Genomic DNA, 24,963 nt, shown 5'->3' with positions numbered 1-24,963 from the left:
TACTTTCACAATGGGGTATTTGTTGATTATATTTTGAGTCTGAATGAACTTTTTCAGAACACATATCACCCGATCGCTTAGCGTTGGCCTGCTGCTTGCCGGTATGGTTTTCTATTTCATGAAACCGGTAAGCGACCATGCAGAACAGGATGCGTTTACCTCGTGGCTGAAATCTAATTTAAAGTCCGGTGATAATACATCGGTAGTAGACCAGCTTAAAAAACTTTCCTCCGGCACCGATGAACTGGAATCTGTGATTCGTCAGGCATCCGCTTTGGTTAAAGCTCATCCCGACGACTTTCAATTTTCTTTGGATGCACAATCCAAAGACGAAAGTGAAGTATTTCGTGTTCTGCTGAAGGAATGGAACGCTTTTCAGAATTCATCTTCCGGAATGGGCAAAGCTGTTTTTATTAAGCAGGCTCAACCTCATTCCGTTTTACCTGTTGATGGGTTAGCCTTTTATGGCAAAATGGTTACAGAACAGCAAGCATTTACTTTTTCACATGCTGTGGAAAAATTTGAGCAGCAGTCTGTCAGCCAATATAACTTTAATATCTCCCCCCTTTCCGGCGGCACCGCTATCGGCGCGCCTTAGCCATTTTAGGTTACTTGTTATTCGTTTTTTGAATAACAATAACTCCCACCTTTTTTTAAGAAATCGGCTCCTTTATTATCTCTTAGAGCCACAATTAACTAATTACTAATTTACAAATAACGAAATTATGCAAGGAAACGGATTTAAAATCGGTTGTATCGTGGCTTTTCTGGCCCTTACAATTTATTACCTCTACCCAACAGTAGTATGGTCGTTAGAACAGAACTATATGGAAGAGCTCAGTCCTTCTGAACGAGCTCAGTACCAGGAAGAAGAACAGCAAAAGCTGGAAGATCTTCGTACCAATACCCTTTCCCTGGGACTTGACCTTCAGGGTGGTATGCACGTAACTCTTGAAGTGGGTGTGCCTCAATTGATAAGAGAACTGGCCGGCGAGAATGCCGATCAGCTTCTGAATGACGTGATTGATGTAGCTGCTGAACGATCGCTCGAAAACGATTCCGACTTCATCGACGAGATGGTTGCTGAATTCGAATCACGTGATCCCGATGCCCGCCTCAGCCGGTACTACCGCAATGACGCCATGGACATCACCCGTCGCTCTACTAACGATGAGATAGCGACATTCCTCAAAACCCAACGACAGTCAGCTCTTGACCGGGCCATCGAAATTATTCGAACCCGTGTTGACCGTTACGGCGTAACGGAGCCTTCTATCGTGAAGCAGGGTAATAACCGTATCGTCGTTGAGCTTCCCGGAGTGGAAGACAAAGAACGTGTAAGAAGCCTTCTGAAAGGGACAGCCCGTCTTGAGTTCCGGCTGGCGGCTGATGCTCAGGAATTCCGCGCTTTTGTAAACTCAGTGTATGAGTACTATGATAACTACACTGCTAATTCTGACACAGCCGATTCAGTTGCTTCTGGTCAATTCAACCCTTTAGAAGAAGTACTGATACCTCCACAAAGCCCGTACCTCGTTGGCCTGGCAACACCTGAAGATACAGCTCGGGTGATGGACCTTCTGACTACAGAAGAAATTCAGCGCATGATGCCGAGAAGCACCACCATGATGTGGAGTGCCAACCCCCTTCAAGGCCAGGGCGGTTCTGAACTTTATCAACTGATTGGTGTGCGAACACAAGTAGAGCTGACCGGAGACGTAATTGAGGCAGCAAGTGTACAATTTGATCCTGCTACCAACGTGCCCGAAGTTTCTATGACTATGAACAGCGAAGGCGCCCGTAAATGGGGCCGCATTACAGGTGCAAATATTGGAAAGCCGGTAGCTATAGTTCTGGATGGATTCGTATTCTCTTACCCGAATGTAAATACCAAAATTTCCAACGGTCGTTCATCCATCACAGGATTAGATGGTGTGGAAGAAGCCGAGGATTTGGTGAACATCCTGCTTTCAGGTGCTCTGCCTGCTCCATTGGAAATTCTTGAAGAGCGTACCGTTGGTGCCACTCTTGGTGCTGAATCTATTCAGGCCGGTTTAAACTCCATCCTGTTTGGATTAGGTATTGTAGCCATCTTCATGATTATCTATTACCGCACCGGTGGTGGAATTGCAGATCTCGCACTGCTGCTCAACATTATTTTCATCCTCGGTATTCTGGCGGCATTCAAAGCTACCCTTACTCTGCCGGGTATTGCCGGTATTGTACTGACAATTGGTATGGCGGTGGATGCCAACGTGCTGATATTTGACCGGATCAGGGAAGAGCAGCGAACCGGAAAAACACTCAAAGCATCTATTGAAGCAGGTTATGCCAACGCCATGAGTGCCATTGTAGATGCCAACGTAACCACCTTCTTTGTGGCTATCATTCTCTTCAGTTTTGGAGTTGGCCCCATTAAAGGTTTTGCGGTTACACTGATGGCCGGTATTGTAGCATCATTGTTTAGTGCTATTGTGATTACACGGGTAGTTGTTGATTACCTGACACAGGCCAAAAAATCTGCTGTAAGCTTCGGTTAATCAGTAAAAAGAAATTTAAAACGACAAAAGGAATAATATTATGAGATGGTTTGAAACCCCTAATTTTGACTTTAACGGAGCACGGAAGGCAGCCTATATTTTCTCGGCTATTCTATTCCTCGCTTCGCTTGGAGCAATTCTTACAAAAGGACTCCAGTATGGTATCGACTTTAAAGGCGGTAAGGAGTTCGTCCTGGATTTTGAGAGTCCGGTAAGCGTAGTTGACATGAGATCTGATCTTTCCGAGCCCCTTGGGGCCACGCCGGAACTGAAATTGTTCGGCTCTGAAAGTGAAATCCTTATCCGTACCGACAATGAGCAACCCATCAGTGAGGTACAACAAATAATTACCTCCTCGATGACGGAGCTCTATCCCGATAACCCATTCACGGTGATTAAAACCGATGTAGTAGGTCCGCGTTTTGCCGAGGATTTGAAATCCGGAGCATTGCAGGCCGTTATCTATGCTATCGTAATCATCTTCATCTACATCCTCATCCGTTTCCGGAACTGGACGTTCTCGGCCGGAGCTGTAGCTGCACTGATTCACGATGTGGTTATTGTATTGGGTATATTCACCATAATGGCCGATTTGGTTCCATTCAGCCTTCAGGTTGATCAGGCCATTATTGCAGCCTTCCTCACCATCGTGGGTTATTCATTAAACGATACGGTAGTTGTATTTGACCGTATCCGGGAGAACTCCAACGTGCACAAAGGAATGGACTTCATGCCGATGGTGAATAAAAGCCTGAATGATACCCTAAGCCGTACTGTCATAACTTCTATTACCACCTTGTTTGTGGTAGCTGTGCTGTTTATTTTCGGCGGTGAGGTGTTGAAAGGCTTTTCTTTTGCCCTCTTAATCGGTATTGTACTTGGTACATACAGTTCACTATTTGTAGCCAGCTCGTTGGTCGTTGAACTCGAAGCACGTACAAAAAAATCTTAAAAATAAAACAACAGGAAATCTATGAGCTTTAATACATCAGAACGCTACAACAGCGTTGTTATCGAATTCAAAGGGAACGTTATGGGTGGCCCTGATGCGGTTAGTCTGAATGAAAAATTGCATGAACTCATCGACAGTGATAAAACCAACATTGTGGTTGATCTTGGCAAAGTGAAATTCATGAATTCATCCGGGCTTGGCATGTTGATTGGAGCTCTGACCACCATGCGTAAAGCCGGTGGTGATCTTAGAATTGCTAATGCAACCGATAAGATCGAAAGCCTGTTGATTGTCACAAAACTGATCACGGTGTTCAAACACTTTAAGTCTGTTGAAGAAGCCGCTGAATCATTTGAAGAGTGATATCCTAAATTAAAACTGAATACAGAGGGGTGTTCCGCACCCCTTTTTTATTGAACTGATTATGAGTACAAGAGTTGTTATTGGAGCACAATGGGGTGATGAGGGTAAAGGTAAGATTGTTGACCTTCTCAGCAGCAAAGCCGACTACGTAGTTCGTTTCCAGGGCGGTGCTAATGCCGGACACACCCTTAAATTCGACGATAAAAAAGTAGTTCTTCACCTTATTCCATCCGGGATTTTTAACGGAGATGCCAATTGTGTGATCGGAAATGGGGTAGTTATCGATCCTATCGCTTTAGTGGAAGAAATTAAAGGCGTTCAAGAAATGGGCTTCAGCCTCGAAGGACGATTCCACATAAGTCAAACAGCCCATGTTATCCTTCCCTACCACAAGCTCCTTGATCAGCTTAAAGAAAAACGGCGTGGCGGGGATGCCATCGGTACCACTGGTCGTGGAATCGGCCCTGCCTATGTCAGCAAAGTATCCCGTGTGGGTATCCGCATGGTTGATCTGCTGGATCGTCAAATCCTTAGAGAGAAGATTGAGCAGAATCTTAAAGACATCAATTTTGCGCTGGAAAATCTGTATAAGGAACCCACGCTCAACACAGAAGAACTGATGGCCGAGTTGGAAGATGCCATCCAAACCCTGGAACCGTTTATCTGCAACACCACCAATATGCTGCATGAAGGAATCAGGGATAATAAATCCATTTTACTTGAAGGCGCACAGGGTACCATGCTGGATGTGGACCATGGAACCTATCCATACGTCACCTCCTCCTCTCCTACTTCAGGTGGAGCTTGCACCGGTTCGGGCATTCCCCCCACGGCTTTGAATAAAGTGATGGGAATCACCAAAGCTTATTGCACCCGTGTAGGAAATGGTCCTTTTCCAACGGAACTGCTGGGCGAAACCGGCGAAGAGTTGCGTAAAAAAGGAGCTGAATTCGGTGCCACCACCGGGCGCCCACGCCGCTGTGGCTGGCTCGATTTGGTAGCCCTGAAATATGTGGTTCAGCTGAACGGCATTAACGAACTCACACTCACCAAAATGGATGTGATGGATGGTTTTGAGGAAATCAAAGTGTGTACCGGATACAAATTGAACGGGGAAGAAACAGACGTGTTCCCGCTCTGCCTTGATGACATTCGGGAAGTGGAACCGGTGTACACAGCCCTTCCGGGATGGAAAAACTCAATCGAAGGTATCACAAACTGGGACGACCTTCCGGCAACTGCTCAATCATATATTCACTTTATTGAAGAATATCTTGGAGTGAAATTTACGATCATTTCCACCGGACCGAAGCGCACCGAAACGATCGTGCTTTAGAACAATTCAATCTTTGTGTCTAATGTCATCCCGGCCCCAAGCCGGGATCTTTTTAACCCATCTATCTTAACTATCGTTAGGAGATCGCAAGTCAATGCCTGCGATAACTTAACGGGGTTGATTGATTACTTCCCGGCGTACTCCAGCAGCTCATCATAGGCTTCCTGACACTCTTCCAGCAGGTCTTCCAGTTCTTCAGGGAAAGGATCATTCTTTGATTTATAAGCTCTGAATCCGGTTGACCGATGCACATTGTGGTACCAATACTTAGCCCATACCCCATCTTCTTTTCGGGGTCCGGCCGGCCATTTCAGCATGGCCTCATCAAAAGGAATACCCAGCGTTCCGCATAACTCCCGAAGGCGGGATTGCGGATATTGCAGAATATCTTTCGAATCAACAATGAGCGGCTTCTTGCCAATGTTATCCAGATACTTCACAACTTCGAGATGCTTGGCATAGCCTACATCCTGCATAGTTGGGTTTTTAACCTGTTTGGCATACGATGGCAGCATATCCTTCGGTGGGCGAGTCAGAATTACGTTAATCGTTTCTTCAAGAAAGCTCCAATCCAGATTTACTAAATGATGGGTCATATTCTTAAAGAAAGCGATCGGCATGTCATAATCGGCCATGAAAATTTCATCCACCACTTTTTGCCCGTCATTCTCCTGACTTTTAAGCACTTCATCAGCACCCGGATGGTAATTTTTGGCGTCCGTATTTGCCAGGTAATGAGCATACAAGGGCTCATCAAAAACCGTGGTATCTTCGCGCTGGGCGAATGAATACATAAGTGCTGTTGAGATATTACGTGGACCGCTCCACAAACAAATTCGTTTTGTCTTTAACATTTCTCCGTTTTTTACTTTAGCGGTCGGTCCGATCCTTCACAATTGATCCTACTCTGCGGACGACCTATATCTTTTTTAATAAATTATACTTTAACTTCATTCACTTGCTCCTCAATAGCCTGCTCATAGAGCTTTTGAAGACGCTGAGTCATCGTGCCCGGAACAGATTCAGAAATCATTCGTCCATCTATTTCCGTTACCGGAGTAAGCCCTCCAAAGCTGCCGGTTACGAAAGCTTCATCTGCTCCATAAACGTCAAATAAGGAAAAATTTTTCTGATAGCATGGGATTCCTGATTGTTCACAAACTTCAATCACTTTGCCACGGGTAATTCCATTCATGCAATACTGCCCGGTCGATGTCCATACTTCTCCGCCTTTCACCATAAAAAAGTTGGTAGCGTTACAGGTAGAAACAAAGCCATTGATATCCAGCATTAAAGCTTCATCAGCGCCGGCTTCCAGGGCTTGAACCAGAGCCTGCACTTCATGGATCTTACTATGGCAGTTGAGCCGTGGGTCAAGATAGTCGGGTGAACCCCGGCGAATGGTACTGGTGAATAAGGTCACTCCTTTGTCCCGGCTCTCCGGGTCAGCTTTCTTATATTCTGCGATAATTACAAGATTTGGTCCTGATATGGTCAGGCGTGGGTCCTGTGATGGGGTTTTCTTGATCCCCCGGGTAAACATAAGACGCACGTGTACACCATCTTTCATATCGTTGGCATCCAGTGTTTTCCAGATGGCCTTGGTGATCTCATCACGGCTCATGCCCAAATTCATACCCACCGTCTTGGCTCCCTGAAACAGCCGGTCATAATGTTCTTTCAGAAACACCAATACTCCTTTGTGCAGGCGAAATCCTTCCCAAACGCCATCACCCACTAAATATCCGCTGTCAAAAACAGATATGTTAGCTTCGTTGCGGGGAAACAACTCCCCGTTTATATAGATAAGTACATCTTCGTTTCGCGGATCATAAACCGCATTATGTGTGCCGTGCGTCATGCTTTTATTCAATAATGATTGCCCTCAAATAAAAGAAATATAACGCTCGGTTGCGAATTTCGATTTTAAAGGTGTTGTGAGACGGTTTTTCCGGTTCTTCAGCTCGTTCGCTGCACGTAATACCTTCTTAAAATTCCGGTAGTTGGGTAAATTACTTATTCTTCAAAAACGAGGGCATCAGGATCGGCTCCCAGTTCTTTAAGGTAACCCATCACGGCTTCATTGAAAGGCATGGGGCCACAAACGTAGAATGGCTGATTGAAGTCATCGATTTGAGACTCCAGAAATTCCTTATCGATAAAGCCATCCAGAAACAGGTGATCTCCGGAAGGTTCTTCATCTGTAATGGCATTTACAAAATTATCACCCAGCATATTTTCAAACTCGTCTTTCAGGATGATATCTTTTTCCGTTTTATTGGAAAAAATGAGCTTGTTATTACCCACCTTCCCTTTCTTATGTAAATCTCTGAAGATCGCAATGAATGGGGTAACACCAGCTCCACCAGCCAGGAACACACCTTCACCTTTATATTGAATAGTTCCCCAGGCTTCGTCCACAATCAGCGAATCTCCAACTTTCAACTTCCCAAGCTGCTCGGTAACCCCATCGTGATCCGGATAGATTTTAATCACAAACTCGAGGTCTGGGTCTTCATTGAGTGAAGTAAAGGTGAACGGTCGTTTCTCGTCACGCCAGCCGTCCTTATCGATAGCCACTTCAGTAGCCTGGCCGGGCTCGAATGTGAATCCCCCGGGCTTATCAAGTGTAAATTTTTTAACGTCGTGCGTTACGTTTTGAATGTCTTTAATCTTCAGTGTATGTGCCATAATTCTATCTTTTTTAATCTTCGATAGTAATTACAATTATGGCCTTAAAAACATTCGCTATACTTATTGGTTGCTTTGAAATAGCTTCAGGTTTTTCATGGCTTCGGCCTGGACTTTCTTTTGCAACAATGGGGTCCATCCCAATACATATCCCGGCATACCTAATGCCATTGCTGACCATTTCCAGAAATTAAACTCATCGAGATGCCCCGCAATCAACCCGTCCTGAAACTCAAAGTGAGCGGTAATTTTGTTATGGACTTTCCTTCCGGTTGAAGAAAAAAGATAGGAAGCCTCCCAGTGGGCTGAACCCCTTAACTCATTGGCCTGAACCGAGTGAAAGCTGAGATCAAATTCTTTTGCCCTGGCACATAACATGGTCCACATGGCATCAATTTCTTCTTTTGACTCCAGCTCAAACACCGGGTCTTTAAAAGATGCATGTTCATGATAGCACTTCATCATGGTTTCAGCATCCCGATTTTGAAAAGCGGTGTAGAATCGGGTTATCAGTTTTTGATTCTTATGCATGATTTGACCCTCGTAGTATAGCTGAAATTAAACCCGTGGTTACCACTATAAAGCTTCCTACCAGTGTGTATAATGGCCAGGCAATGGCCAGGCCATCTCCGGGAAGCAGGTTTTGGATAGGCCCCTGAACCATGAAAAGCAAGGCAATCAACCCACAGAAAAAGCCAATTAATGCATCTGTTTTGTCGGGTTTGCTGAAAAACATCCCCAGCAAAAATGCACCCAATAATCCACCGTAGGTATAGGATGCTATCCCGAGCCCCAATTCCACAATTGCCGGACGCTCCCCTCCCTGAAGCTGTAGTATGGCAAAGAAAATAGCCGATGCTGTGAGAATTATCCCCCAGCCCATTGTAATTTTGCGGGAGATAGACAGGTCTTCGGCTTCAGTATTGTTCTTTCCAAAGTAGGGTTTATACAAATCGTAGGTGGTGGAAGAAGCGAGTGAGTTCAGCGAGGAGCTCAGACTGCTCATAGCAGCTGCAAACAAGGCAGCCACAATAAGTCCTGAAACCCCTACCGGTAGCTGCTCTACAATGAATTTAGCAAATACTTCATCGGTTGTAGCCAACCCCATTTCTGAGGCTGCCACCCCTTCATAAAACTTAAAAAGCAACAGTCCGATCCCCATAAAAAGAGCAAACTGAAGCATGGCTAAAATCCCGCTCCAGATCATCGCCTTTTGTCCGGATTTGAGATTCCGGGTAGCCAGTACCCGTTGCACCAGCAGCTGATCGGTTCCATGAGAAGCCAGGGAAAACACCGCTCCTCCCACAAGAGCTGTAATTAAGGTATAGGGTTGAGCGATGAACTCTTTGAAGTTCATGTCAAAACCGAGATTGACAAGTTGAAGCTTTTCGGAAGGTAGTTCGAACCCGGCTGGCAAGTTCCCCAACAAAACACCTACCGCAATAACTGCTCCACCTATGTACACCATCATCTGCACAAAATCCATCCAGACCACCGCTTTAATGCCTCCAAAGAATGTATAAACAAGCGTTATGGCCGTAATCACGCAAATGGAAAGAATGTAGAGCTCAAGGTCTCCCCAGCCTGAAAAAGCACCACCCAAACGCAGAATAATGGCAAGTGGAATGGCTGTAGCAAACAACCGAACTCCATCAGCTAGCAGGCGGGTAACCATAAAGGTGGAACTAGCCGCATTGCGCATACCGGCACCGAATCGCTTTTCAAGAAAGGTATAAGCCGTGAACAGTTCGCCCTCATAGTATTTGGGGAGAAAAAACAACGCCACACCGATCCTGCCAATGACATATCCCACCGTTATTTGCAGGAAGGTCAGGTTCCCTCCATAAGCCACCGCCGGAATACTGATAAAGGTAAGGGTGCTTGTTTCAGTAGCTACGATGGAGAACAGCACTGCCCACCACGGAATACCGTCACCTCCTAAAAAATAGTCTTTATTGGAAGTTTGCTTTCCGGATGATTTCAACCCTAAAAAAGCTACCCCGACCAGGTAAACAACAATAACAATGTAATCGATAACAGAAAATTGCATACAACTTTGGTCAGATTAGATGAGAAGTGGATTCTGCCCTGTTTCCATCTTCGTTGTAAACCGAAACATCAAAGCCTTTAACGATGCTGTACCCGCCATAAACACCATCTTTATTCAGAGCTACATATCCAACCTGTGTATCTTTCTTGTTTGTGTGATCTCTTTCAATAATTCGCTGAACGGCTATTTTACAGGCTTCTTCCGGAGAATGACCCGCACGCATCATTTCAACAACCAAATGGCAGCCCGCCGTTTTGATTACCTCTTCTCCCGCTCCGGTTGCAACAGCCCCGCCTGTTTTGGGGTCGATAAACAGGCCGGCTCCTATTATTGGGGAATCACCAACACGTCCGTGCATCTTAAAAGCCGCACCACTGGTTGTACAAGCCCCACAGAGCCTGCCATCCTTATCGAGAGCAAGCATTCCAATGGTGTCGTGGTTTTCAATGTTGACTTCAAGGTTATACTTCGAGGTCTCCAGCCATTTCTTCCATGCTTTTTCTGCAGCAGGTGTAAGCAGGTTTTCTTTCTTAAACCCCTGAGACAGAGCAAATTGCAGGGCTCCTTCTCCCACCAGCATAGCATGGGGAGTGTCCGTCATTACTTTTCGGGCCACCGATACCGGGTGTTTGATATCCTGCAGGAAAGCTACCGATCCACAGTCTCCGTTCTCATCCATTACACAGGCATCAAGGGTTACCTTACCCTCTCTGTCGGGGCGCCCTCCATACCCCACCGTACTATTTTTTGGATTTGCCTCTTCCACTTTTACCCCGGCTTCCACAGCATCAAGGGCATAGCCACCTTTTTCTAAAATCTTCCAGGCCGCTTCATTTGCCCTCACTCCGGTTTTCCAGGTAGAAACCACCACCGGCTTTTTTCCGGTTTGAACCGAGCCGGATTTAGACTTTAAAACACTGAGTGGAAGCAACCCCAGGGCTGTAGTCTTTAAAAAATCTTTTCTGTTGAACATGTTATCTCCATTGAGGGGTGCAACCTGCTCTCTACTTTTGTCTCAAATTCGTCAATTCTTTTATCTCTTCAAAAAAGCGACAAACTTTTGAACGGCTTTCCCCCGGTGTGAAATGTCATTCTTAATACCGGCATCCAGTTCGGCGAAGGTTTTTTCGAAGCCTTCCGGCTTAAAAATGGGGTCATATCCAAATCCTTTATCGCCCTTTTCTTCGGTCAGGATTTCACCTGCACAGATCCCTTCAAAAACATGTTCCTGATCAGAATTTACGAGTGCCACCACGGTTCTGAATTGAGCTTTCCTATCTGTAATCCCGTCTAATTCGCTTAGCAGTTTGTTTACATTATCCTGATAGCTTGCCCGTTTTCCTGCATATCGAGCTGAGTACACCCCCGGCTCTCCGTTCAAGGCTTCCACTTCCAGGCCGGTATCATCCGATAGAGCCGGTAGCCCGGTTTGTTTGGCAACATAGCGAGCTTTTTTGAGCGCATTCCCCTGCAGGGTAGGCTGATCTTCCACTACCTCCTCCAGCTCCGGAAAGTCCTTTGTGGAAAGCACTATAATTCCAAGAGGCCTTAGAATTTGCTCAAGTTCTTCAATCTTATGCGGATTCTGAGATGCTATTACAAGTTTATTGAGCTTCACCCTTTCTTCCTCGGAAAAAGTTTAAAGTACAGGTTAATTCCACTCCCGATTGTAAGCAAAGCGTTCAGTGCTGTAAAAACCGTGTCGTCAATCAGCACAGAATAAACGGTAAGCATCAGGCTTGATGAAAAGTACATGATGATAAAGGCGATGTTCATGGAGGTACCGCCCTCTTTAATGGTCTCCCAGGTTTGAGGTATCCATGCGGCTACCAAAATGCCGAATCCGGCCCATCCTAATAATTCTATTCCTGTCATTGTCTGCCTTATTTTAGCTGATGTAAAATTTCCTGTGCTTCATGCCACTTCAATCGTGGCCCATATTGCGATACAATCTTAGAGCCGGCCAAACTTGCCAGTTTCCCTGCATTGGCGAACCCAAGATTATTGGTAATGCCGTATAGAAAAGCGCCGGCAAACATGTCTCCCGCCCCGTTGCTATCCACGGCTTTTACTTCATATGGCTCGATATCGATAAAAGTATCACCGTCAAAAATCATAGCTCCATTTCGGCCTTGGGTAATCACAAAACGTTTGGCTTCCTGTTTCAGCTCTTCACGTGCTTGCAGCAAATCATCCTTTCCGGTAAAGGCTTTGGCTTCTTCTTCATTACAGAACATGAGATCTACAGAAGCTCCAATCACATTTTTAAAGTTTTCTTTGAAGGCTTGAACGATAGATGGGTCCGAAAGGGTGATGGCTGTCTTCACGTTATTATTCTCCGCGATTTTTTTTACTCGCTTCATCGCTGACAGCCCTTCTTCGGCTGCAACCAGATACCCTTCCAGGTACACATATTCCGAATCTTTTATGGCTTGTTCGTCTACTTCATTTGTTGAAAGTCCGGATGAAATTCCCAGATAAGTATTCATCGTTCGGTCGGCATCGTCGGTAATCATCACCAGGCATTTACCGGTTACCCCTTCCTCACGCTGCTGTCGTTCAAAATTGGTGGGAATACCGGCATCTTCCATGTCTTTCAGATAGAAATCTCCAAATTCATCAGCAGCAACCTTGCAAGAATAAAATGCTTTTCCGCCGAACTGACTTACGGCAATAACCGTATTGGCTGCCGACCCGCCCGACTTCTTCTCTGTTTTTTGATGATCAATGGCACCAATCAGCCGGTGCTGTGTTTCTTCGTCTACCAGGGTCATCAATCCTTTTTGAACTTCATGTTTCTGAAGAAACTCGGGAGTTACTTTAAATTCTAAATCTACCAGGGCATTCCCAATGCCGTACACATTATGCTTTTTACTCATGGAATAATTTTGTGACTCTGTATCAAATTTTCAGAGCCCTAAAAGTACGGACATGAACTAAGCTTTAAAAACCAATTAAGGCCTTGGCTATTTAAAGCTCTTGCCGAAAGAAATGCCGGCCCAGACAGGTACCATCTCAACTTCTCTTCCTATCAGTAAAACCGGGGTAAAGGTAATTCGGGCATAAGCTCCCCCAGTAAGTAAATCCTGTTCCCTAAGTCCAAAAATGGGTCCTATTGCATTTGAGAACTCACCCTCATTAAGAATAAATGTATTTCCCACACCCAATTCGATGTGTGAGTCTTTATCCGTAGGGAATAAATAAGATGTTGATACAGGTATCGTAAGCATATGACCAAATATGAAGCCATCACCGTTTACATAACTTATACCACCGCGAAGTGTCCGGTTTTCCGCAATAACTCTTTCATAGTTAATGGAATAAAGCCCACCACTTCCTGCAATTTCAAAGAAGATGGCATTTTTAGCTTGGACCTTATCCTTAGTCTCCAATGAATCTACTCCAAGTTGACTATACCCTATTTGGGTGAGATATAGGAAAATCACGGATGTAAGCAATATCTTCTTCATCATTATTCATTATATAAAAATTCATAATAAGCTCAGAGACTATTTCTTTGAAATGCTGAGTTCCCCTGTTATGTTGGGTTCTGAAATAAAAAGCTATGACTTCATTCCAACTTTTTCTGAAAGATAGACTATCTCAAGCCCTCCCCGGACAGGATGCCCAACGCATAATGGCCCCTCTTCCAAAAAATGGTAAACCAAATAAAACACATTATGAACCTTCACATGATGATTTTCGGAACAGCAGTGTTTTGATCCCATTTATAGCATGGAAACCGGAGTTGGAAATCCTTCTGACCTTACGTACTCAATCTATCAATCACGGTGGTCAGCTAAGCTTTCCCGGCGGAGGAAAGGAAGGAGATGAAACCATTGAAGAAACTGCTCTCCGTGAAGCTCAGGAAGAAATCGGTTTGCATACTCAAAAGGTTGAGATTATCGGGCAACTTACCCCGCTGTATGTAGGTCATTCTGACAACATGGTAACACCGGTCATTGCTTTTTTAAAGGAAGAACAGTCGTTCACTCCAAACCCAAATGAGGTGGACGAAATCATCACGGTTCCGGTTTCTGATTTAATCACAGAGCATAACCGTGTGGAACAAGAATGGAATTTAAGAGGCACTCCCTATCACGTGCCCTTCTGGAACATTCACCGCGTTCCACTGTGGGGAGCAACCGCCATGATGATGAGCGAACTGGTTGAACTGTATAGGGAATTCGTTAATCGGTAATTCGTTAATCCTCATTGGTCCTTGGTCGTTAGTCGTTGGTCGTTGGTCGTTGGTCGTTGGTCGTTGGTCGTTGGTCGTTGGTCGTTGGTCGTTGGTCGTTGGTCGTTGGTCGTTGGTCGTTGGTCGTTGGTCGTTAGACATTCGTCATTAATTATTAAAACAACTAATCGCTATTTTATACTTATCAATTTTAAAAGAGGTTTATGTCGTTAGTACTGATTACAAAGAACCGGGATTTCACTTCCCTTAAGAAAGCATTACTAGAGAAAGACCCCAATCTGGATGTAGAAATCTGGCCGGGTGTTGAGAATAGGAAACGGGTGCAGTTTGCCGTTTGCTGGAACCATCCCAAACATGTGTTAGACAGCTACCCTAACCTTCGTGCGGTCTCCTCGCTGGGTGCCGGGGTGAACCATTTGTTAAATGATAAAGATCTTTCTGAGGATATAAACATTTGTCGTTTGATTACCAGCTCCCTCAAAGACCAAATGGCCGAGTATATTCTGAATGGCATTACCAATTACCGGTTACATACAATCACCTATGCCGACCAAAGAAGAACAGCTAATTGGGCACCAAAGAGCTCTATACCCAAAAAACATTCCCCTGTAGGGATTTTAGGTATGGGAGAAATGGGTTCAGCTGTTGCAACATTATTGTTACAACAAGGATATATAGTAAGTAGCTGGTCACGAAGTAAAAAAGACATTGAAGGCTTGATATCATTTGCTGGGAATGAAGACCTTGATGACTTCCTGAAGCAAACTAAAATCCTGGTCAACCTGCTCCCGCTAACTGATGAGACAGAAGGAATTCTGGACCTCGAAGTATTCAAAAAGCTCCAAAAACCCGGTTTCCTGATTAATGTTGGAAGAGGAAGTCATTTGGTGGAAGAAGATCTGATTTACGCTCTGGACTCCGGCCACCTTGAAGGAGCCTGCCTTGATGTTTTTGAAACGGAGCCTTTGCCCGAAAATCACCCCCTCTGGAATCGAAAAAATATCATGATCACCCCGCACATCGCGGCAATCACACCTGCTAAAGAGGCGGCCGAAGTAATCGTTGAGAATTATAAACGAGCTTTATCCGGGATGGACTTGCTGTATGAAGTGGACAGGAATAAGGGCTATTAAAAAAGCCTGACTAGCTGGTATCCCAGCCATACAAAGAAAAGGCCAAAGATTACCTGCAGCCCAAGATTCAAAAAACCCAGCAGAAGCTTACTGTTTTCCCACAACAAAAAGGATTCATGAGAGAAGGTAGAAAAAGTAGTAAAACCGCCGAGAATTCCCACGAAAATAAACAGACGGAATTCCGGGTTTACCCACGATTTCATTTCAAACAGGCCGGCGAAAAAGCCAATAAGAAGACACCCAACAATGTTTACCAATGCAGTGCCATAAGGAAATGAACTGTCCGGAAACCGGGATTGGGTAAAAAGGGAGAGCAAGTATCGCGCAGCAGCCCCGACAAAACCACCGGAACCCACTGCTACGACTTTAAGCCAATCTATATTCATCCTAAATACTTACCGGATGCACCCATCCAAAGGTATCTTCCTTGCGGCCGTACTGGATATCAGTGATTTCGTCGAAGCATTTCTGGGCAAACTCACCGGGCTTATCCTGATCCAGTTTAATAGTGTTTCCATTGTGCTCAATCAGTCCCACCGGAGATACAACCGCTGCTGTACCGGAACCAAAAACTTCCTTAAGACTTCCATCTTCATAAGCCTCAAAAACTTCCTGAAGAGAAATCTTACGTTCTTCCACATTTAAGCCCCATTCTTTGGCTAAAGCTATTACCGACCGTCGGGTAACACCGGGCAGAATAGAGCCATTGAGTCCGGGAGTTATCAACGTATCGCCAATCAGGAAGTGTATGTTCATGGTTCCCACTTCTTCAATGTATTTTTGCTCTTTGGCATCTAACCAAAGTACCTGCGTAAACCCTTTTTCTTTAGCCTTTTGAGCTGGCAAAAAACTGGCTGCATAATTTCCGGCCGTTTTTACGTTGCCGGTTCCGCCCACCACGGCACGCACATATTTTTCGGGCGTTGTCAGCGAAACGGGATTAAAGCCTTCTGCGTAATAGGCACCCACCGGTGAAGTAATGATTTGATAAGTAAATTTATCGGATGAACGTGCTGCAAGCAGATCATCTGACGCAAATATAAATGGCCTGATATATAGCGCCGTACCGTTTTTCTTGGGTACCCACTGATGATCTAAACGAATTAGTGTTTCAAGGGCATCAATAAATGTTTCATACGATGTTTCCGGGATACACATTCTGCGGCAGGAGTGATTGAACCGTTCGTGGTGTGTTTCCGGCCGGTAAATGTTGATGGTATTCTCATCAACATAAAAAGCTTTCATCCCTTCAAAAACGGCCTGACCATAATGAAATGTATTGGTAGCAGGTGAAACTTCAAACGTCCCAAAAGGTTTGATCAACGGCTGCTGCCATTCACCTTCAGAAAACTTCATTTCGAACATGTGGTCCGAAAACTTTTTACCGAACACAAGGTTATTAAAATCAACCTCATGAATACGGCTTTCTTCCGTTGGGTTTACTGTGATATTGGTGCCTGAAATTATCTCGTTCATCATGCTCCTAAAATAACACGTTTCGGGTTAAATAACAGAACATCCTGACTTAATTAATGTTTCATTAATCTCTATCCGGTGCTCTGCATGGCAGCGGCAATTCCGTTAATATTCAGGAATAAAACCTCAGTAAGTTCTTCTTTCTGTTCTTTTTCGTCCGCTTCTTTCCATCTTGATAACAATTCTGCCTGAATAATATTGAGTGGATAAGTGAACGGATTCCTGAATAAAATCGAATTCTGAATCACTTTGTTATGGTCGAGTATGTTTTCGTACCCGGTGATGGAGGTGACCCAGTTTTTGGCTCTTTCGAAATTTTCGATCAAAAGTTTATGAAATTTCGAGGATTTAGTGTTGTACAAATCCGAAGTTGGCAAATGCGTGCGGGCCATTTCACGCTGAGAGTTATTTAAAACTGTCCGGAAAAAGGTCCACTCTTTGTTCCATTTCTTCAGAATTTCCTGTACCTGATCATTCTTTTGCCTGGCGGCATCCAGCCCTTCAGCGATGCCGTACCAGCCCGGAGTATTATAACGAACCTGTGTCCAGGCAAACACCCAGGGAATGGCCCTTAGCGTATCAAAAGTCATGGAATCAGATGATCCTCGTGATACCGGCCGGGAAGCTATCGGCAACTTACCAATGTGTTCAATCGGGGTGATTCCGGAATACCAATCCCAGAAATCCGCATCGTCAATCAGGTTCCTATAAGCTTTCATGGAATGTTCTGCCAGTGCTTCGACGATTTCGCGCTCCTCAGCTTTACCGGATAAATACCCCGGCGCCTCCGAATATTGGGCCATCGTTACTTTAGTCATGGCATTCACAATCTGCTCAAGATGGCGGTGAGTGATCGATGACAGCATATATCGGAATGAGATCACCTCTCCCTGTTCGGTAAAGCGAATACGCCCGTTGTTGGCAACCGCAGGCATGGCTACAATAGCCTGGTTAGACTGGCCTCCGCCCCTGCCTACCGTACCTCCGCGGCCATGAAAAAGACGAAAATCAACTTCATGTTTGCGGCAAACCGTACCTAATTCATACTGGGCTTTGTTCAACGCCCAGTTGGCCATCCAATATCCGCCGTCTTTATTACTATCCGAATACCCCAGCATAATTTCCTGAAAGGTATCCCTTGATTTCAGGTGTCGGGAGAATAGTTCATGCTCATACATTTGTCCCATCAGACCTGCACTGTTCTCCAGGTCTTCGATAGTCTCAAAAAGAGGTACGATATCTAACTTACTATCCACTTCTCCCTTTGAAAGGCTCCATAAACCTGATTCCTTGGCAATCAGCATCACCTCCAGCATATCACTTATGCCATGAGTCATACTGATGATATAGCTGCCGAATGTATCCGGATTAAGCGCCAGCATATCACCAATCTCCTCAAACACCGTCATAACCCGACTGGCTACATCAGAACGATCGCTTTTTATAGGGCTAAGCGGACGTGGATTTGAAAGCTCCTGAACTAAAACCTCAATTTTTTCATCTTCGCTGAGGTCTCCGTATTCATCAACTACTTTAGCTTGTGACAGCAACTCGGTCACTGTTTCTTCATGCAGGCTGCTGTGCTGCCTGATGTCCAGAGCACTTAAATGAAAGCCAAAGGTCTTAGCCCGAATAATCATATCCTGAAGTTTACCCTGCTGAGAGAGTCCCGGCAGGCCATTCTCTGCCAAACTCTCTTTTATCAATTCCAGATCAGCTATAAATTCGGAGGCGGTGTATTTCTGAGATTTCTCCAGAATGTCGTTTTTATCCCCCTCAAGAGCATCCAGCAAATACTGAATCTTCTCCATAATGTGGACCACTTTACGGCGATAAAGCTCGTGCACATACCTTCTGCTGATCCGTTCGGGAATCGGAAATTCTTTTTCATCCTCTTTCAGGGATTCTTTCAGTTCATCAGAAACCGTTCCCTGCTTATTGGAAACGCTCAGGTACCTTCTGAGCTCATTAAGATCTTTCAAAAACTTACTGAGCACTGTTTTGCGTTGCTGAATAACTGTATCCCAGGTCACACTGGAGGTTACATTCGGGTTCCCGTCTCTGTCACTTCCAATCCAGGAGCGGTACTTCAGCACGATAGGCACTTCCGGGCGCCGGTTGTAGTAAGTGTCAAAAGCGTGGCGAATATCTCTGTACAAAACCGGAATTGAATCCCAGATGGAATGTGTAAAATAGAACAGGCCATTCTCCACTTCGTCTTCCACCGATAAACGTTCTGCACGCACTTCATCCGTCAACAAAAGCAGGTTCAACAGGTTCAGGATTTCTCGGCGCAAATCAATTTTCTCATCCGGGGTGATGTCGCTGTCGCCCAACCGGGAAATCATAGAAGCCAGCTCCTGCTGCTTTAACAATACACTTCTTCTGCGAGCTTCCGTGGGATGAGCTGTAATAGTAGGCTGTATGTCCATTTGATGAAATACATCCAGAGCTTCTTCAAAGCTGCAGCCCTCTTCCTTCAGCCTGTAAACGGCTTCGGCAATACTCTCTTTCCGTGGCGATTCAGGTGTTTCTTCAAACTCCCGGCTTCGGTTCACCCTGCTGATTTCATATTGTTCCAGCGAATTCACAAGATGAAAAAAGGTAGTGTACATACGCAGCACTTCCTTAATTTCTTCCAGCGACATCCCACTCATTTCTTTCTGAAGAGATTCCAGTGCTACCTCATCTCCTTCATCAAGTGCTTTAACACTTTCAAGGGGAAGTCTTCCGAGTTTCTCAACCAATTCCGCGCCATGTTGCCGGGCAGCAATTTCCTCTAAAATCTCGGTGAGGTTAATAACTCTCTTTGATAAGCTTTGGCTGATCCCACTGCTTTCAGTAAGATTCCGGACGGTTTCTTTCCACTGCATGAATAATAAAAGTTTGAAATGAGCGTGTGAGTGATTAAATAGTTAAGGTAGAAATAAATAAACTCTTTTATAATTTCTTAAAACTTAACGCAATACTAAATATACATGCAATGAGTATAAAACGCTGTGGCTGGGCTGAAGATCAATTCGAAGAATACGTCACCTACCATGACGAGGAATGGGGCGTTCCGGTTCATGATGATAAAACCCATTTTGAGTTCCTGATTCTGGAGGGGGCACAAGCCGGTTTAAGCTGGTCAACCATTCTTAAAAGACGGGATGGATACCGGAAGGCATTTGCGGATTTCAACCCGGAGAAAGTGGCCCGTTTCAATGAAGATAAGATAAAGGAGCTGCTTCAGTTTGAGGGTATCATTCGCAACAAGCTAAAGGTACGCTCAGCTGTGACCAATGCTCAACACTTTCTCGAAATTCAGGAAGAATTTGGCAGTTTTGATAACTACATCTGGGGTTTTGTTGGGGGTGGACCGATTATTAATCACTGGAAAAGCATGAAGGAAGTTCCGGCTACCACCAAAGAATCGGATGCATTGGCAAAGGACCTGAAAAAGCGGGGATTCAAGTTTACCGGCAGCACCATCATGTATGCCCATATGCAGGCTTGTGGGTTGGTGATGGATCATACCGTAGACTGTTTCAGGTACAACGAGCTGAAATAACAATACCACCCATCACCCGGCTCTCCTTTATTCAGGCTTTGTGCCTAACTTTAACCAAGCCGAATGATGGTTTCTAAGGAATATTCATCATTCCGTTTCCTTACTAAAGCACGAAATGCGTAGGTGGAAGCATAAACGGGGTGATAGATCAAACTCATGCCTTTCTAATTCACTTCCAGCCCGGAATTGGCAAGATTTCTGAACCCACCTATGTTATACACCTTCTCAAAACCGTTTTCTTTCATCAGCTTGGTGGCTTGTCCGCTACGGTTACCCGATCGGCAGTAAAGATAATACGTTTCACTCTTATCCAGGCTATCCAGTTTAGATTCGAAATCCCCGTTCAACAAATCAAAATTATGATCTGCTAAGGCAAGATGCCCGCTTTTAAATTCATCCTTTGTCCGAACATCAATAACTACACCCGGGGTTTGCTGATGCTTTTCCTTGAAAGATTCAGGGTTTAACGTCGTATTTCCGGCTCCCTCTTTTTTTGAGTTAAAACTAATGAATAGTACCACGGCTAAAAAAACTACAGCTAAAACGGTTATTACTGTCTTCATAATTGACCCTATTATTAAAAATTTGTGTAAATGATATAGGCTCCCATCACCATAAGGAAATAACCAAAACCGATTTTGAGTTGTTTCTGGGGAACTTTTTGGCTGATTTTGTTCCCCACAAAGCTTCCGGCTATTCCAATCAGGCTAAACACTCCGATCAACTCCCAGTTCATCTCCAGGCCTTCCATGGCTAACACTTCTATATACTTATAGAAGCCCAGGATGCTTTTGAGAGTAATAATCAATAGGCTGGTTCCTACGGCCACTCGCATCGAAAGCCCGCCTATGAGTACCAGCGCCGGGATAATGAGGAATCCTCCCCCTACACCAACCAAGCCGGTTAACACTCCCACAGCCAACCCTTCGATAACCAACACCCACTTCGGTATGGATGCCGGTTTCTTGTACGAAATCTTTGTTCTTTCCCTGATCATCATGAAAGCGGCTATGATCATCACTCCGGCAAAAATTATCAGCTGTGTATTTCCGGAGATGTATTGGGAAAGAGACGCACCGCCATAAGTACCAATCATGCCCGGGATTCCGAAGAAGATCAAACTCACCCAATGAACTTCTTTTTTTATCACATAAGGAATCGAACCTATAAAGCTGATTGCCGCCACAATCCCTAACGATTCAGCAATGGCCAGCTTTTCGGGCTCCCCTACAAGGTAGATGAGCACCGGAACAGTGAGGATTGAGCCGCCCGAACCAAGCAGTCCAAGTGATATTCCAATAAGTAAGGCCCCGCACCAGGCTAACCACATTAGTTAGCCTCTGCAGTTGTCCAGTTATTCTTCTCTAACCATGGTTCAACCATGTCGTCAATATATTTCACCGCATAATCGGCTCTTTCAAGCATGGCTGATGCTGCCGATGCCCGCGCACCTGACTTACAATGAACCATGATTGGTTTGTCGTTAGGAACCTCCTCAAGTCGGTCAAGAAGCCTGGTATGGGCGATGTTCTTAGCTTCAGGATGATGGCCTTCATTGAACTCGGATTTCTTACGAACATCCAGAATATTGGCTTCTCCTTTTGCCAGATACTCTTCTGCCTTTTTGAAGTCAATGGTTTCGGTGGTAAAAAGCTCACCGCCTTTCTTAGAAAATTCTTCAAGTTGATCCGGAGTTGCATATCCTTTCACATTATCCAGACCAATGCGGATCAGGTCTTTTACCGCTTCTTCTACTTTCTCCTGTTCAATGATCAGATAAATGTCTTCATCTTCATTCACATACGAACCGACAATGGTATTGAACTGCTTATTCATCGGTGATAGTAAAGCACCCTGAATATGCTTATTCATGAACTCTGTGCGGTTTCGGGTGTCCACGATCACGGCATTTCCAAGCCTTACGTCACCAATCATTTTTTCAATAGATATGTGCTCCGGATGTGGTATTTCCCCAAGTACTTTCGGCCCTTTTTTGTTATCCCGCTTCATGCGCGAGAAATAGAGGGGCGGCTCAGGTTGGCCGTCCAAAATATAATCCACAAACTCTTGCTCACTAATTGCCGCACGGATGGAACCATTAAATCGCTGCTCATAACCAACTGTTGATTCCGGCACTGCACCCAGTGCTTTACCACAAGCACTACCGGCTCCGTGTCCCGGCCAAAGCTGAAGGTACTCCGGCATTTCCTTAAATCGCTGTAGTGACTGATACAGCACTTTGGCTGAACTCTTCATTGCCCCTTTTTGTCCGGCAGCGGATTCAAGTAAATCCGGCCGGCCTACATCTCCCACAAAAACAAAATCACCGGATAGGATACCCATGGGTTCATCGGTAGCCGCTCCGTCGGTAACCAGGTAGCTGACGTGTTCCGGCGTATGTCCCGGACTATAAACCGTCGCAAATTTGATGTTTCCTATTGAAAACTCATCACCGTCTTTCAATAATTTGTGGTCGTAATCGCTGTCAACAAGCCACTCGTATTTCCAATCCTCATCGCCTTCGTCTGAAGCATACACTTTGAGGCCCTGTTCAGCTAACTCTCTTAAACCGGACAGGTAATCGGCGTGGATATGTGTTTCGGCTGCAGCCACAAGCTTAAGGTTGTGCTTCATGGCGAGCTCCTTGTATCGGTCCACATCCCGCATGGGATCAATGATGATAGCTTCGCCGGTACGCTGACAGCCGATCAGGTAGGCGTATTGTGCTAATTTCTCTTCAAATATTTGCTGAAAAAACATAAAGCTTGGTATTAGTTAATGAGGCAGATTTGGTTTCAGATATCCATATGCTAGTGCGCCAAAGATAGCACTTAAGGTTGGGATCAGAAATATTAAATATCCACTCCCAATTAGCGCATACATGGGGCCCGGACAAGCACCTGTAAGTCCCCATCCAAGGCCAAATATGGTTCCGCCTATGATGTAGTTTTTAGTTTTAGAATTATCTTTCTCTTTGATGGAAATTGGATCACCATTCACATCTTTCACATTCCACTTTTTAATAAACATGGTGGCAATCATCCCAACCACGACGGCCAGTCCAATGATGCCGTACATATGGATAGAATCGAAACGGAACATTTCCTGAATTCTGAACCAGGAAACCACTTCTGATTTCACCAGAATAAATCCAAATACAATACCGGATAGAATAAATCTCATGAGAACCTGCTTAATTTAGAATGAGTGGTAATATGGCGTAGGTTGTTATCAACCCACCGATAAAGAAACCAATAACGGCAATCAGGGAAGCTTTCTGAAGTGTGGCTAGTCCCGTAATGGCATGACCGGATGTACAGCCACCCGCATAACGTGCCCCAAAACCGACAAGGAAGCCGCCTAATATCATTAACACAAAGCCGGCCGGACTCACAATATTCGACCAGTTAAAAATTTCAGGCGGAATCAGCCCTGTGAAATTATTGATTCCCAATGCGGTGAGTTCCGACTTTGTGGCCTCTGCAATTTGCACCGAATAATCCCGAGCATTCGTTAAACCGGCAATTAGACCACCGATTACCACACCTGCTACGAGTTTTAAATTCCAGGCGCCATCCTTAATCCAGTCGTAATTAAAATATTCCACTTTTGAAGGTACCATCGAAGCACAGGCATGCCGGAAACTGGAGGATATGCCGAACGTCTTATTTCCAATTATCCAAAGCAGCGGAAGCATCAGCCCAATTAACGGACCGGCTACATACCATGGGATTGGCTGAGTGAATAGTTCTGTCATTTGATCTTGTTTGATGAATGTCTTTTTGATTCGTGACAATGATAAGAAGCTGATATAATTTGTTACAACATGTTATAACAAGTATCTTTCGTCTCCATTGCAATTCATGAATTCATTATGGCTGACTATAATTCAAAACATGAAAAAGTAGCTGCAAAACTGCGTGATGAAATTACCGGAACGGAATATGAGCCCGGCGACCAGCTTCCTTCAGAAAACAGATTATGCGATTACTTCAAGGTGAGCCGTGTTACCGTTCGCCATGCATTATCTACCCTTGAAAATGAAGGGTTGATTTATCGAAAACAGGGAGTCGGGGCTTTTGTAAGTGACAAAAAACTAAAAAACTCCCTGGTTCGGCTTACTGATTTTTCTGAAGATATGAGGCAGGCCGGACTGGAAAGCAGTTCCCGGCTGATTTCTCTTGACCGCATAGACCCTGTCCCCGAGGTTAATGAAGTACTGCAGCTGCGCCCCGATATGAAGCTCATTCAAATAAAACGTGTAAGGCTGGCAAACGGGAAACCGGTTGCTTTCGATATCACCTGGCTGCCACCCGGGTATGGACAGCTATTGTTTGATGAAGACCTCACCACCCAGACCATTTACGATGTGTTTGAAGACAAGTACGACATTTTGATTCTGGGTGGCAGTTACCGAATCACAGCAAAGAATGCAGAAAAAACCATTGCTGATCATTTAAATATAGAAACCGGAAGTGCTGTACTGGAAATAGACCGATGCTCCCGAACCACCGGAGATAAGAAAGTCTACTTCCAAAAACGATATTACAATACGGCCCATGTTTCCTATGTAATGGAGCTGTACAGAAATGAAGATGAAAGCGGTTCCTATAAAGATGGATTACCGCTGAAAGAATTCTCTCCTTCATTTGCTAAATAGTAATGAAA

The 24,963-nt window shown here is 44.8% G+C and carries 27 protein-coding genes; 9 read left to right on the top strand and 18 right to left on the bottom strand.

Annotated elements, in window-relative coordinates; genetic code table 11:
- Positions 1–43: 43 nt before the first annotated feature.
- The 5 genes from ABFW99_RS11450 (at position 44) to ABFW99_RS11430 (ending at position 5,191) form a co-directional block, all read left to right on the top strand.
- A complete protein-coding gene (locus tag ABFW99_RS11450; RefSeq protein ID WP_349354154.1) occupies positions 44–598 on the top strand; it encodes a hypothetical protein in 555 nt (184 codons plus the stop codon).
- Between the two features lie 127 nt (positions 599–725).
- Positions 726–2,540, top strand: coding sequence for a protein translocase subunit SecD (secD, locus tag ABFW99_RS11445; protein ID WP_349354153.1), 1,815 nt, complete (start codon positions 726–728; stop codon positions 2,538–2,540).
- A gap of 40 nt (positions 2,541–2,580) precedes the next feature.
- Positions 2,581–3,492 (top strand): protein translocase subunit SecF, encoded by a 912-nt coding sequence (secF, locus tag ABFW99_RS11440; RefSeq protein ID WP_349354152.1) that lies wholly within the window; start codon positions 2,581–2,583, stop codon positions 3,490–3,492.
- A gap of 21 nt (positions 3,493–3,513) precedes the next feature.
- A complete protein-coding gene (locus ABFW99_RS11435) occupies positions 3,514–3,855 on the top strand; it encodes an STAS domain-containing protein (protein WP_349354151.1) in 342 nt (113 codons plus the stop codon).
- Positions 3,856–3,916: 61 nt separating this feature from the next.
- The gene (locus tag ABFW99_RS11430) at positions 3,917–5,191 is read left to right on the top strand and encodes an adenylosuccinate synthase (RefSeq protein ID WP_349354150.1); all 1,275 of its coding nucleotides are present in this window, start codon (positions 3,917–3,919) and stop codon (positions 5,189–5,191) included.
- A 125-nt stretch (positions 5,192–5,316) separates the two neighbouring features.
- Here ABFW99_RS11430 and ABFW99_RS11425 read toward each other — a convergent pair whose 3' ends face one another.
- The 10 genes from ABFW99_RS11425 to ABFW99_RS11380 form a co-directional block, all read right to left on the bottom strand.
- A complete protein-coding gene (locus tag ABFW99_RS11425) occupies positions 5,317–6,045 on the bottom strand; it encodes a sulfotransferase family protein (RefSeq protein ID WP_349354149.1) in 729 nt (242 codons plus the stop codon).
- 83 nt (positions 6,046–6,128) lie between these two features.
- Positions 6,129–7,052: an aminotransferase class IV gene (locus ABFW99_RS11420; protein WP_349354148.1), complete on the bottom strand. Its 924-nt coding sequence runs from the start codon at positions 7,050–7,052 to the stop codon at positions 6,129–6,131.
- Positions 7,053–7,207: 155 nt separating this feature from the next.
- A complete protein-coding gene (locus ABFW99_RS11415; protein ID WP_349354147.1) occupies positions 7,208–7,882 on the bottom strand; it encodes an FAD-binding oxidoreductase in 675 nt (224 codons plus the stop codon).
- Positions 7,883–7,945: 63 nt separating this feature from the next.
- Positions 7,946–8,413, bottom strand: coding sequence for a nuclear transport factor 2 family protein (locus ABFW99_RS11410; protein WP_349354146.1), 468 nt, complete (start codon positions 8,411–8,413; stop codon positions 7,946–7,948).
- The gene (locus tag ABFW99_RS11405) at positions 8,406–9,932 is read right to left on the bottom strand and encodes a sodium:solute symporter (protein ID WP_349354145.1); all 1,527 of its coding nucleotides are present in this window, start codon (positions 9,930–9,932) and stop codon (positions 8,406–8,408) included. Before ABFW99_RS11405 ends, ABFW99_RS11410 begins: the two co-directional genes overlap by 8 nt.
- 10 nt (positions 9,933–9,942) lie before the next feature.
- On the bottom strand, positions 9,943–10,905 hold the full coding sequence (locus ABFW99_RS11400; protein WP_349354144.1) for an isoaspartyl peptidase/L-asparaginase family protein: 963 nt from the start codon (positions 10,903–10,905) through the stop codon (positions 9,943–9,945).
- 60 nt (positions 10,906–10,965) lie between these two features.
- Positions 10,966–11,550: an RdgB/HAM1 family non-canonical purine NTP pyrophosphatase gene (gene rdgB / locus ABFW99_RS11395; RefSeq protein WP_349354143.1), complete on the bottom strand. Its 585-nt coding sequence runs from the start codon at positions 11,548–11,550 to the stop codon at positions 10,966–10,968.
- Complete coding sequence (locus ABFW99_RS11390; RefSeq protein ID WP_349354142.1) at positions 11,547–11,807, bottom strand: PQ-loop domain-containing transporter; 261 nt, start codon at positions 11,805–11,807, stop codon at positions 11,547–11,549. The genes rdgB and ABFW99_RS11390 overlap by 4 nt, the downstream gene beginning before the upstream one ends.
- An 8-nt stretch (positions 11,808–11,815) precedes the next feature.
- Complete coding sequence (locus tag ABFW99_RS11385) at positions 11,816–12,811, bottom strand: adenosine kinase (RefSeq protein WP_349354141.1); 996 nt, start codon at positions 12,809–12,811, stop codon at positions 11,816–11,818.
- Positions 12,812–12,898: 87 nt separating this feature from the next.
- Positions 12,899–13,405: a hypothetical protein gene (locus ABFW99_RS11380; RefSeq protein WP_349354140.1), complete on the bottom strand. Its 507-nt coding sequence runs from the start codon at positions 13,403–13,405 to the stop codon at positions 12,899–12,901.
- A gap of 92 nt (positions 13,406–13,497) precedes the next feature.
- Between ABFW99_RS11380 and ABFW99_RS11375 the strand changes: the two genes are divergently transcribed.
- The gene (locus tag ABFW99_RS11375; RefSeq protein WP_349354139.1) at positions 13,498–14,133 is read left to right on the top strand and encodes an NUDIX hydrolase; all 636 of its coding nucleotides are present in this window, start codon (positions 13,498–13,500) and stop codon (positions 14,131–14,133) included.
- 203 nt (positions 14,134–14,336) lie between these two features.
- On the top strand, positions 14,337–15,266 hold the full coding sequence (locus ABFW99_RS11370) for a 2-hydroxyacid dehydrogenase (RefSeq protein ID WP_349354138.1): 930 nt from the start codon (positions 14,337–14,339) through the stop codon (positions 15,264–15,266).
- Here the strand turns inward: ABFW99_RS11370 and crcB are convergent.
- From crcB to ppc, 3 genes are all read right to left on the bottom strand, one after another.
- Positions 15,263–15,652: a fluoride efflux transporter CrcB gene (gene crcB / locus ABFW99_RS11365; RefSeq protein WP_349354137.1), complete on the bottom strand. Its 390-nt coding sequence runs from the start codon at positions 15,650–15,652 to the stop codon at positions 15,263–15,265. The genes ABFW99_RS11370 and crcB overlap by 4 nt on opposite strands.
- 1 nt (position 15,653) lies before the next feature.
- Positions 15,654–16,745 (bottom strand): branched-chain amino acid aminotransferase, encoded by a 1,092-nt coding sequence (locus ABFW99_RS11360; protein WP_349354136.1) that lies wholly within the window; start codon positions 16,743–16,745, stop codon positions 15,654–15,656.
- Positions 16,746–16,813: 68 nt separating this feature from the next.
- Positions 16,814–19,615, bottom strand: a complete 2,802-nt coding sequence (gene ppc / locus ABFW99_RS11355) for a phosphoenolpyruvate carboxylase (protein WP_349354135.1) — start codon at positions 19,613–19,615, stop codon at positions 16,814–16,816.
- A gap of 110 nt (positions 19,616–19,725) precedes the next feature.
- On the opposite strand from ppc, the gene ABFW99_RS11350 reads away from it, so the two are divergent.
- Positions 19,726–20,295, top strand: coding sequence for a DNA-3-methyladenine glycosylase I (locus ABFW99_RS11350; protein WP_349354134.1), 570 nt, complete (start codon positions 19,726–19,728; stop codon positions 20,293–20,295).
- A 164-nt stretch (positions 20,296–20,459) separates the two neighbouring features.
- On the opposite strand, the gene ABFW99_RS11345 is transcribed toward ABFW99_RS11350, so the two are convergent.
- From ABFW99_RS11345 to ABFW99_RS11325, 5 genes are read right to left on the bottom strand one after another with little or no spacing between them, the layout of a single operon-like run.
- Entirely contained in the window at positions 20,460–20,858 is a 399-nt protein-coding gene (locus tag ABFW99_RS11345) for a rhodanese-like domain-containing protein (RefSeq protein ID WP_349354133.1), read from the bottom strand.
- Positions 20,859–20,872: 14 nt separating this feature from the next.
- The gene (locus tag ABFW99_RS11340) at positions 20,873–21,625 is read right to left on the bottom strand and encodes a sulfite exporter TauE/SafE family protein (RefSeq protein ID WP_349354132.1); all 753 of its coding nucleotides are present in this window, start codon (positions 21,623–21,625) and stop codon (positions 20,873–20,875) included.
- Positions 21,625–23,055 carry an MBL fold metallo-hydrolase gene (locus ABFW99_RS11335; RefSeq protein ID WP_349354131.1) on the bottom strand — a complete coding sequence of 477 codons (1,431 nt, stop codon included), beginning with the start codon at positions 23,053–23,055 and terminating at the stop codon, positions 21,625–21,627. Before ABFW99_RS11335 ends, ABFW99_RS11340 begins: the two co-directional genes overlap by 1 nt.
- Before the next feature lie 15 nt (positions 23,056–23,070).
- The gene (locus ABFW99_RS11330) at positions 23,071–23,478 is read right to left on the bottom strand and encodes a DUF6691 family protein (RefSeq protein WP_255132987.1); all 408 of its coding nucleotides are present in this window, start codon (positions 23,476–23,478) and stop codon (positions 23,071–23,073) included.
- 10 nt (positions 23,479–23,488) lie between these two features.
- On the bottom strand, positions 23,489–24,052 hold the full coding sequence (locus ABFW99_RS11325; protein ID WP_349354130.1) for a YeeE/YedE family protein: 564 nt from the start codon (positions 24,050–24,052) through the stop codon (positions 23,489–23,491).
- A gap of 117 nt (positions 24,053–24,169) precedes the next feature.
- On the opposite strand from ABFW99_RS11325, the gene ABFW99_RS11320 reads away from it, so the two are divergent.
- The gene (locus ABFW99_RS11320) at positions 24,170–24,955 is read left to right on the top strand and encodes a GntR family transcriptional regulator (protein WP_349354129.1); all 786 of its coding nucleotides are present in this window, start codon (positions 24,170–24,172) and stop codon (positions 24,953–24,955) included.
- Positions 24,956–24,963 lie beyond the last annotated feature (8 nt).

This window comes from Gracilimonas sp. BCB1, assembly GCF_040117685.2.
In the GTDB taxonomy this organism is placed as follows: Bacteria; Bacteroidota; Rhodothermia; order Balneolales; family Balneolaceae; genus Gracilimonas.
The sequence above is the reverse complement of the archived record's forward strand: the minus strand, read 5'-3'. Positions and strand labels throughout refer to the sequence as shown.

What these genes read in the sequence shown, in the direction of transcription:
- secD (WP_349354153.1), top strand. Translation starts at nt 726, where the DNA reads ATGCAAGGAAACGGATTTAAAATCGGTTGTATCGTGGCTTTTCTGGCC.
- ABFW99_RS11435 (WP_349354151.1), top strand. Translation starts at nt 3,514, where the DNA reads ATGAGCTTTAATACATCAGAACGCTACAACAGCGTTGTTATCGAATTC.
- ABFW99_RS11360 (WP_349354136.1), bottom strand. Translation starts at nt 16,745, where the DNA reads ATGATGAACGAGATAATTTCAGGCACCAATATCACAGTAAACCCAACG.
- ABFW99_RS11320 (WP_349354129.1), top strand. Translation starts at nt 24,170, where the DNA reads ATGGCTGACTATAATTCAAAACATGAAAAAGTAGCTGCAAAACTGCGT.
- ABFW99_RS11390 (WP_349354142.1), bottom strand. Translation starts at nt 11,807, where the DNA reads ATGACAGGAATAGAATTATTAGGATGGGCCGGATTCGGCATTTTGGTA.
- ABFW99_RS11330 (WP_255132987.1), bottom strand. Translation starts at nt 23,478, where the DNA reads ATGAGATTTATTCTATCCGGTATTGTATTTGGATTTATTCTGGTGAAA.
- secF (WP_349354152.1), top strand. Translation starts at nt 2,581, where the DNA reads ATGAGATGGTTTGAAACCCCTAATTTTGACTTTAACGGAGCACGGAAG.
- ABFW99_RS11410 (WP_349354146.1), bottom strand. Translation starts at nt 8,413, where the DNA reads ATGCATAAGAATCAAAAACTGATAACCCGATTCTACACCGCTTTTCAA.
- ABFW99_RS11420 (WP_349354148.1), bottom strand. Translation starts at nt 7,052, where the DNA reads ATGACGCACGGCACACATAATGCGGTTTATGATCCGCGAAACGAAGAT.
- ABFW99_RS11370 (WP_349354138.1), top strand. Translation starts at nt 14,337, where the DNA reads ATGTCGTTAGTACTGATTACAAAGAACCGGGATTTCACTTCCCTTAAG.
- ABFW99_RS11385 (WP_349354141.1), bottom strand. Translation starts at nt 12,811, where the DNA reads ATGAGTAAAAAGCATAATGTGTACGGCATTGGGAATGCCCTGGTAGAT.
- ABFW99_RS11335 (WP_349354131.1), bottom strand. Translation starts at nt 23,055, where the DNA reads ATGTTTTTTCAGCAAATATTTGAAGAGAAATTAGCACAATACGCCTAC.
- ABFW99_RS11415 (WP_349354147.1), bottom strand. Translation starts at nt 7,882, where the DNA reads ATGGCACATACACTGAAGATTAAAGACATTCAAAACGTAACGCACGAC.
- ppc (WP_349354135.1), bottom strand. Translation starts at nt 19,615, where the DNA reads ATGCAGTGGAAAGAAACCGTCCGGAATCTTACTGAAAGCAGTGGGATC.
- ABFW99_RS11340 (WP_349354132.1), bottom strand. Translation starts at nt 21,625, where the DNA reads ATGTGGTTAGCCTGGTGCGGGGCCTTACTTATTGGAATATCACTTGGA.
- ABFW99_RS11380 (WP_349354140.1), bottom strand. Translation starts at nt 13,405, where the DNA reads ATGATGAAGAAGATATTGCTTACATCCGTGATTTTCCTATATCTCACC.
- ABFW99_RS11450 (WP_349354154.1), top strand. Translation starts at nt 44, where the DNA reads ATGAACTTTTTCAGAACACATATCACCCGATCGCTTAGCGTTGGCCTG.
- ABFW99_RS11405 (WP_349354145.1), bottom strand. Translation starts at nt 9,932, where the DNA reads ATGCAATTTTCTGTTATCGATTACATTGTTATTGTTGTTTACCTGGTC.
- ABFW99_RS11425 (WP_349354149.1), bottom strand. Translation starts at nt 6,045, where the DNA reads ATGTTAAAGACAAAACGAATTTGTTTGTGGAGCGGTCCACGTAATATC.
- ABFW99_RS11350 (WP_349354134.1), top strand. Translation starts at nt 19,726, where the DNA reads ATGAGTATAAAACGCTGTGGCTGGGCTGAAGATCAATTCGAAGAATAC.
- crcB (WP_349354137.1), bottom strand. Translation starts at nt 15,652, where the DNA reads ATGAATATAGATTGGCTTAAAGTCGTAGCAGTGGGTTCCGGTGGTTTT.
- ABFW99_RS11325 (WP_349354130.1), bottom strand. Translation starts at nt 24,052, where the DNA reads ATGACAGAACTATTCACTCAGCCAATCCCATGGTATGTAGCCGGTCCG.
- ABFW99_RS11345 (WP_349354133.1), bottom strand. Translation starts at nt 20,858, where the DNA reads ATGAAGACAGTAATAACCGTTTTAGCTGTAGTTTTTTTAGCCGTGGTA.
- ABFW99_RS11375 (WP_349354139.1), top strand. Translation starts at nt 13,498, where the DNA reads ATGACTTCATTCCAACTTTTTCTGAAAGATAGACTATCTCAAGCCCTC.
- ABFW99_RS11400 (WP_349354144.1), bottom strand. Translation starts at nt 10,905, where the DNA reads ATGTTCAACAGAAAAGATTTTTTAAAGACTACAGCCCTGGGGTTGCTT.
- ABFW99_RS11430 (WP_349354150.1), top strand. Translation starts at nt 3,917, where the DNA reads ATGAGTACAAGAGTTGTTATTGGAGCACAATGGGGTGATGAGGGTAAA.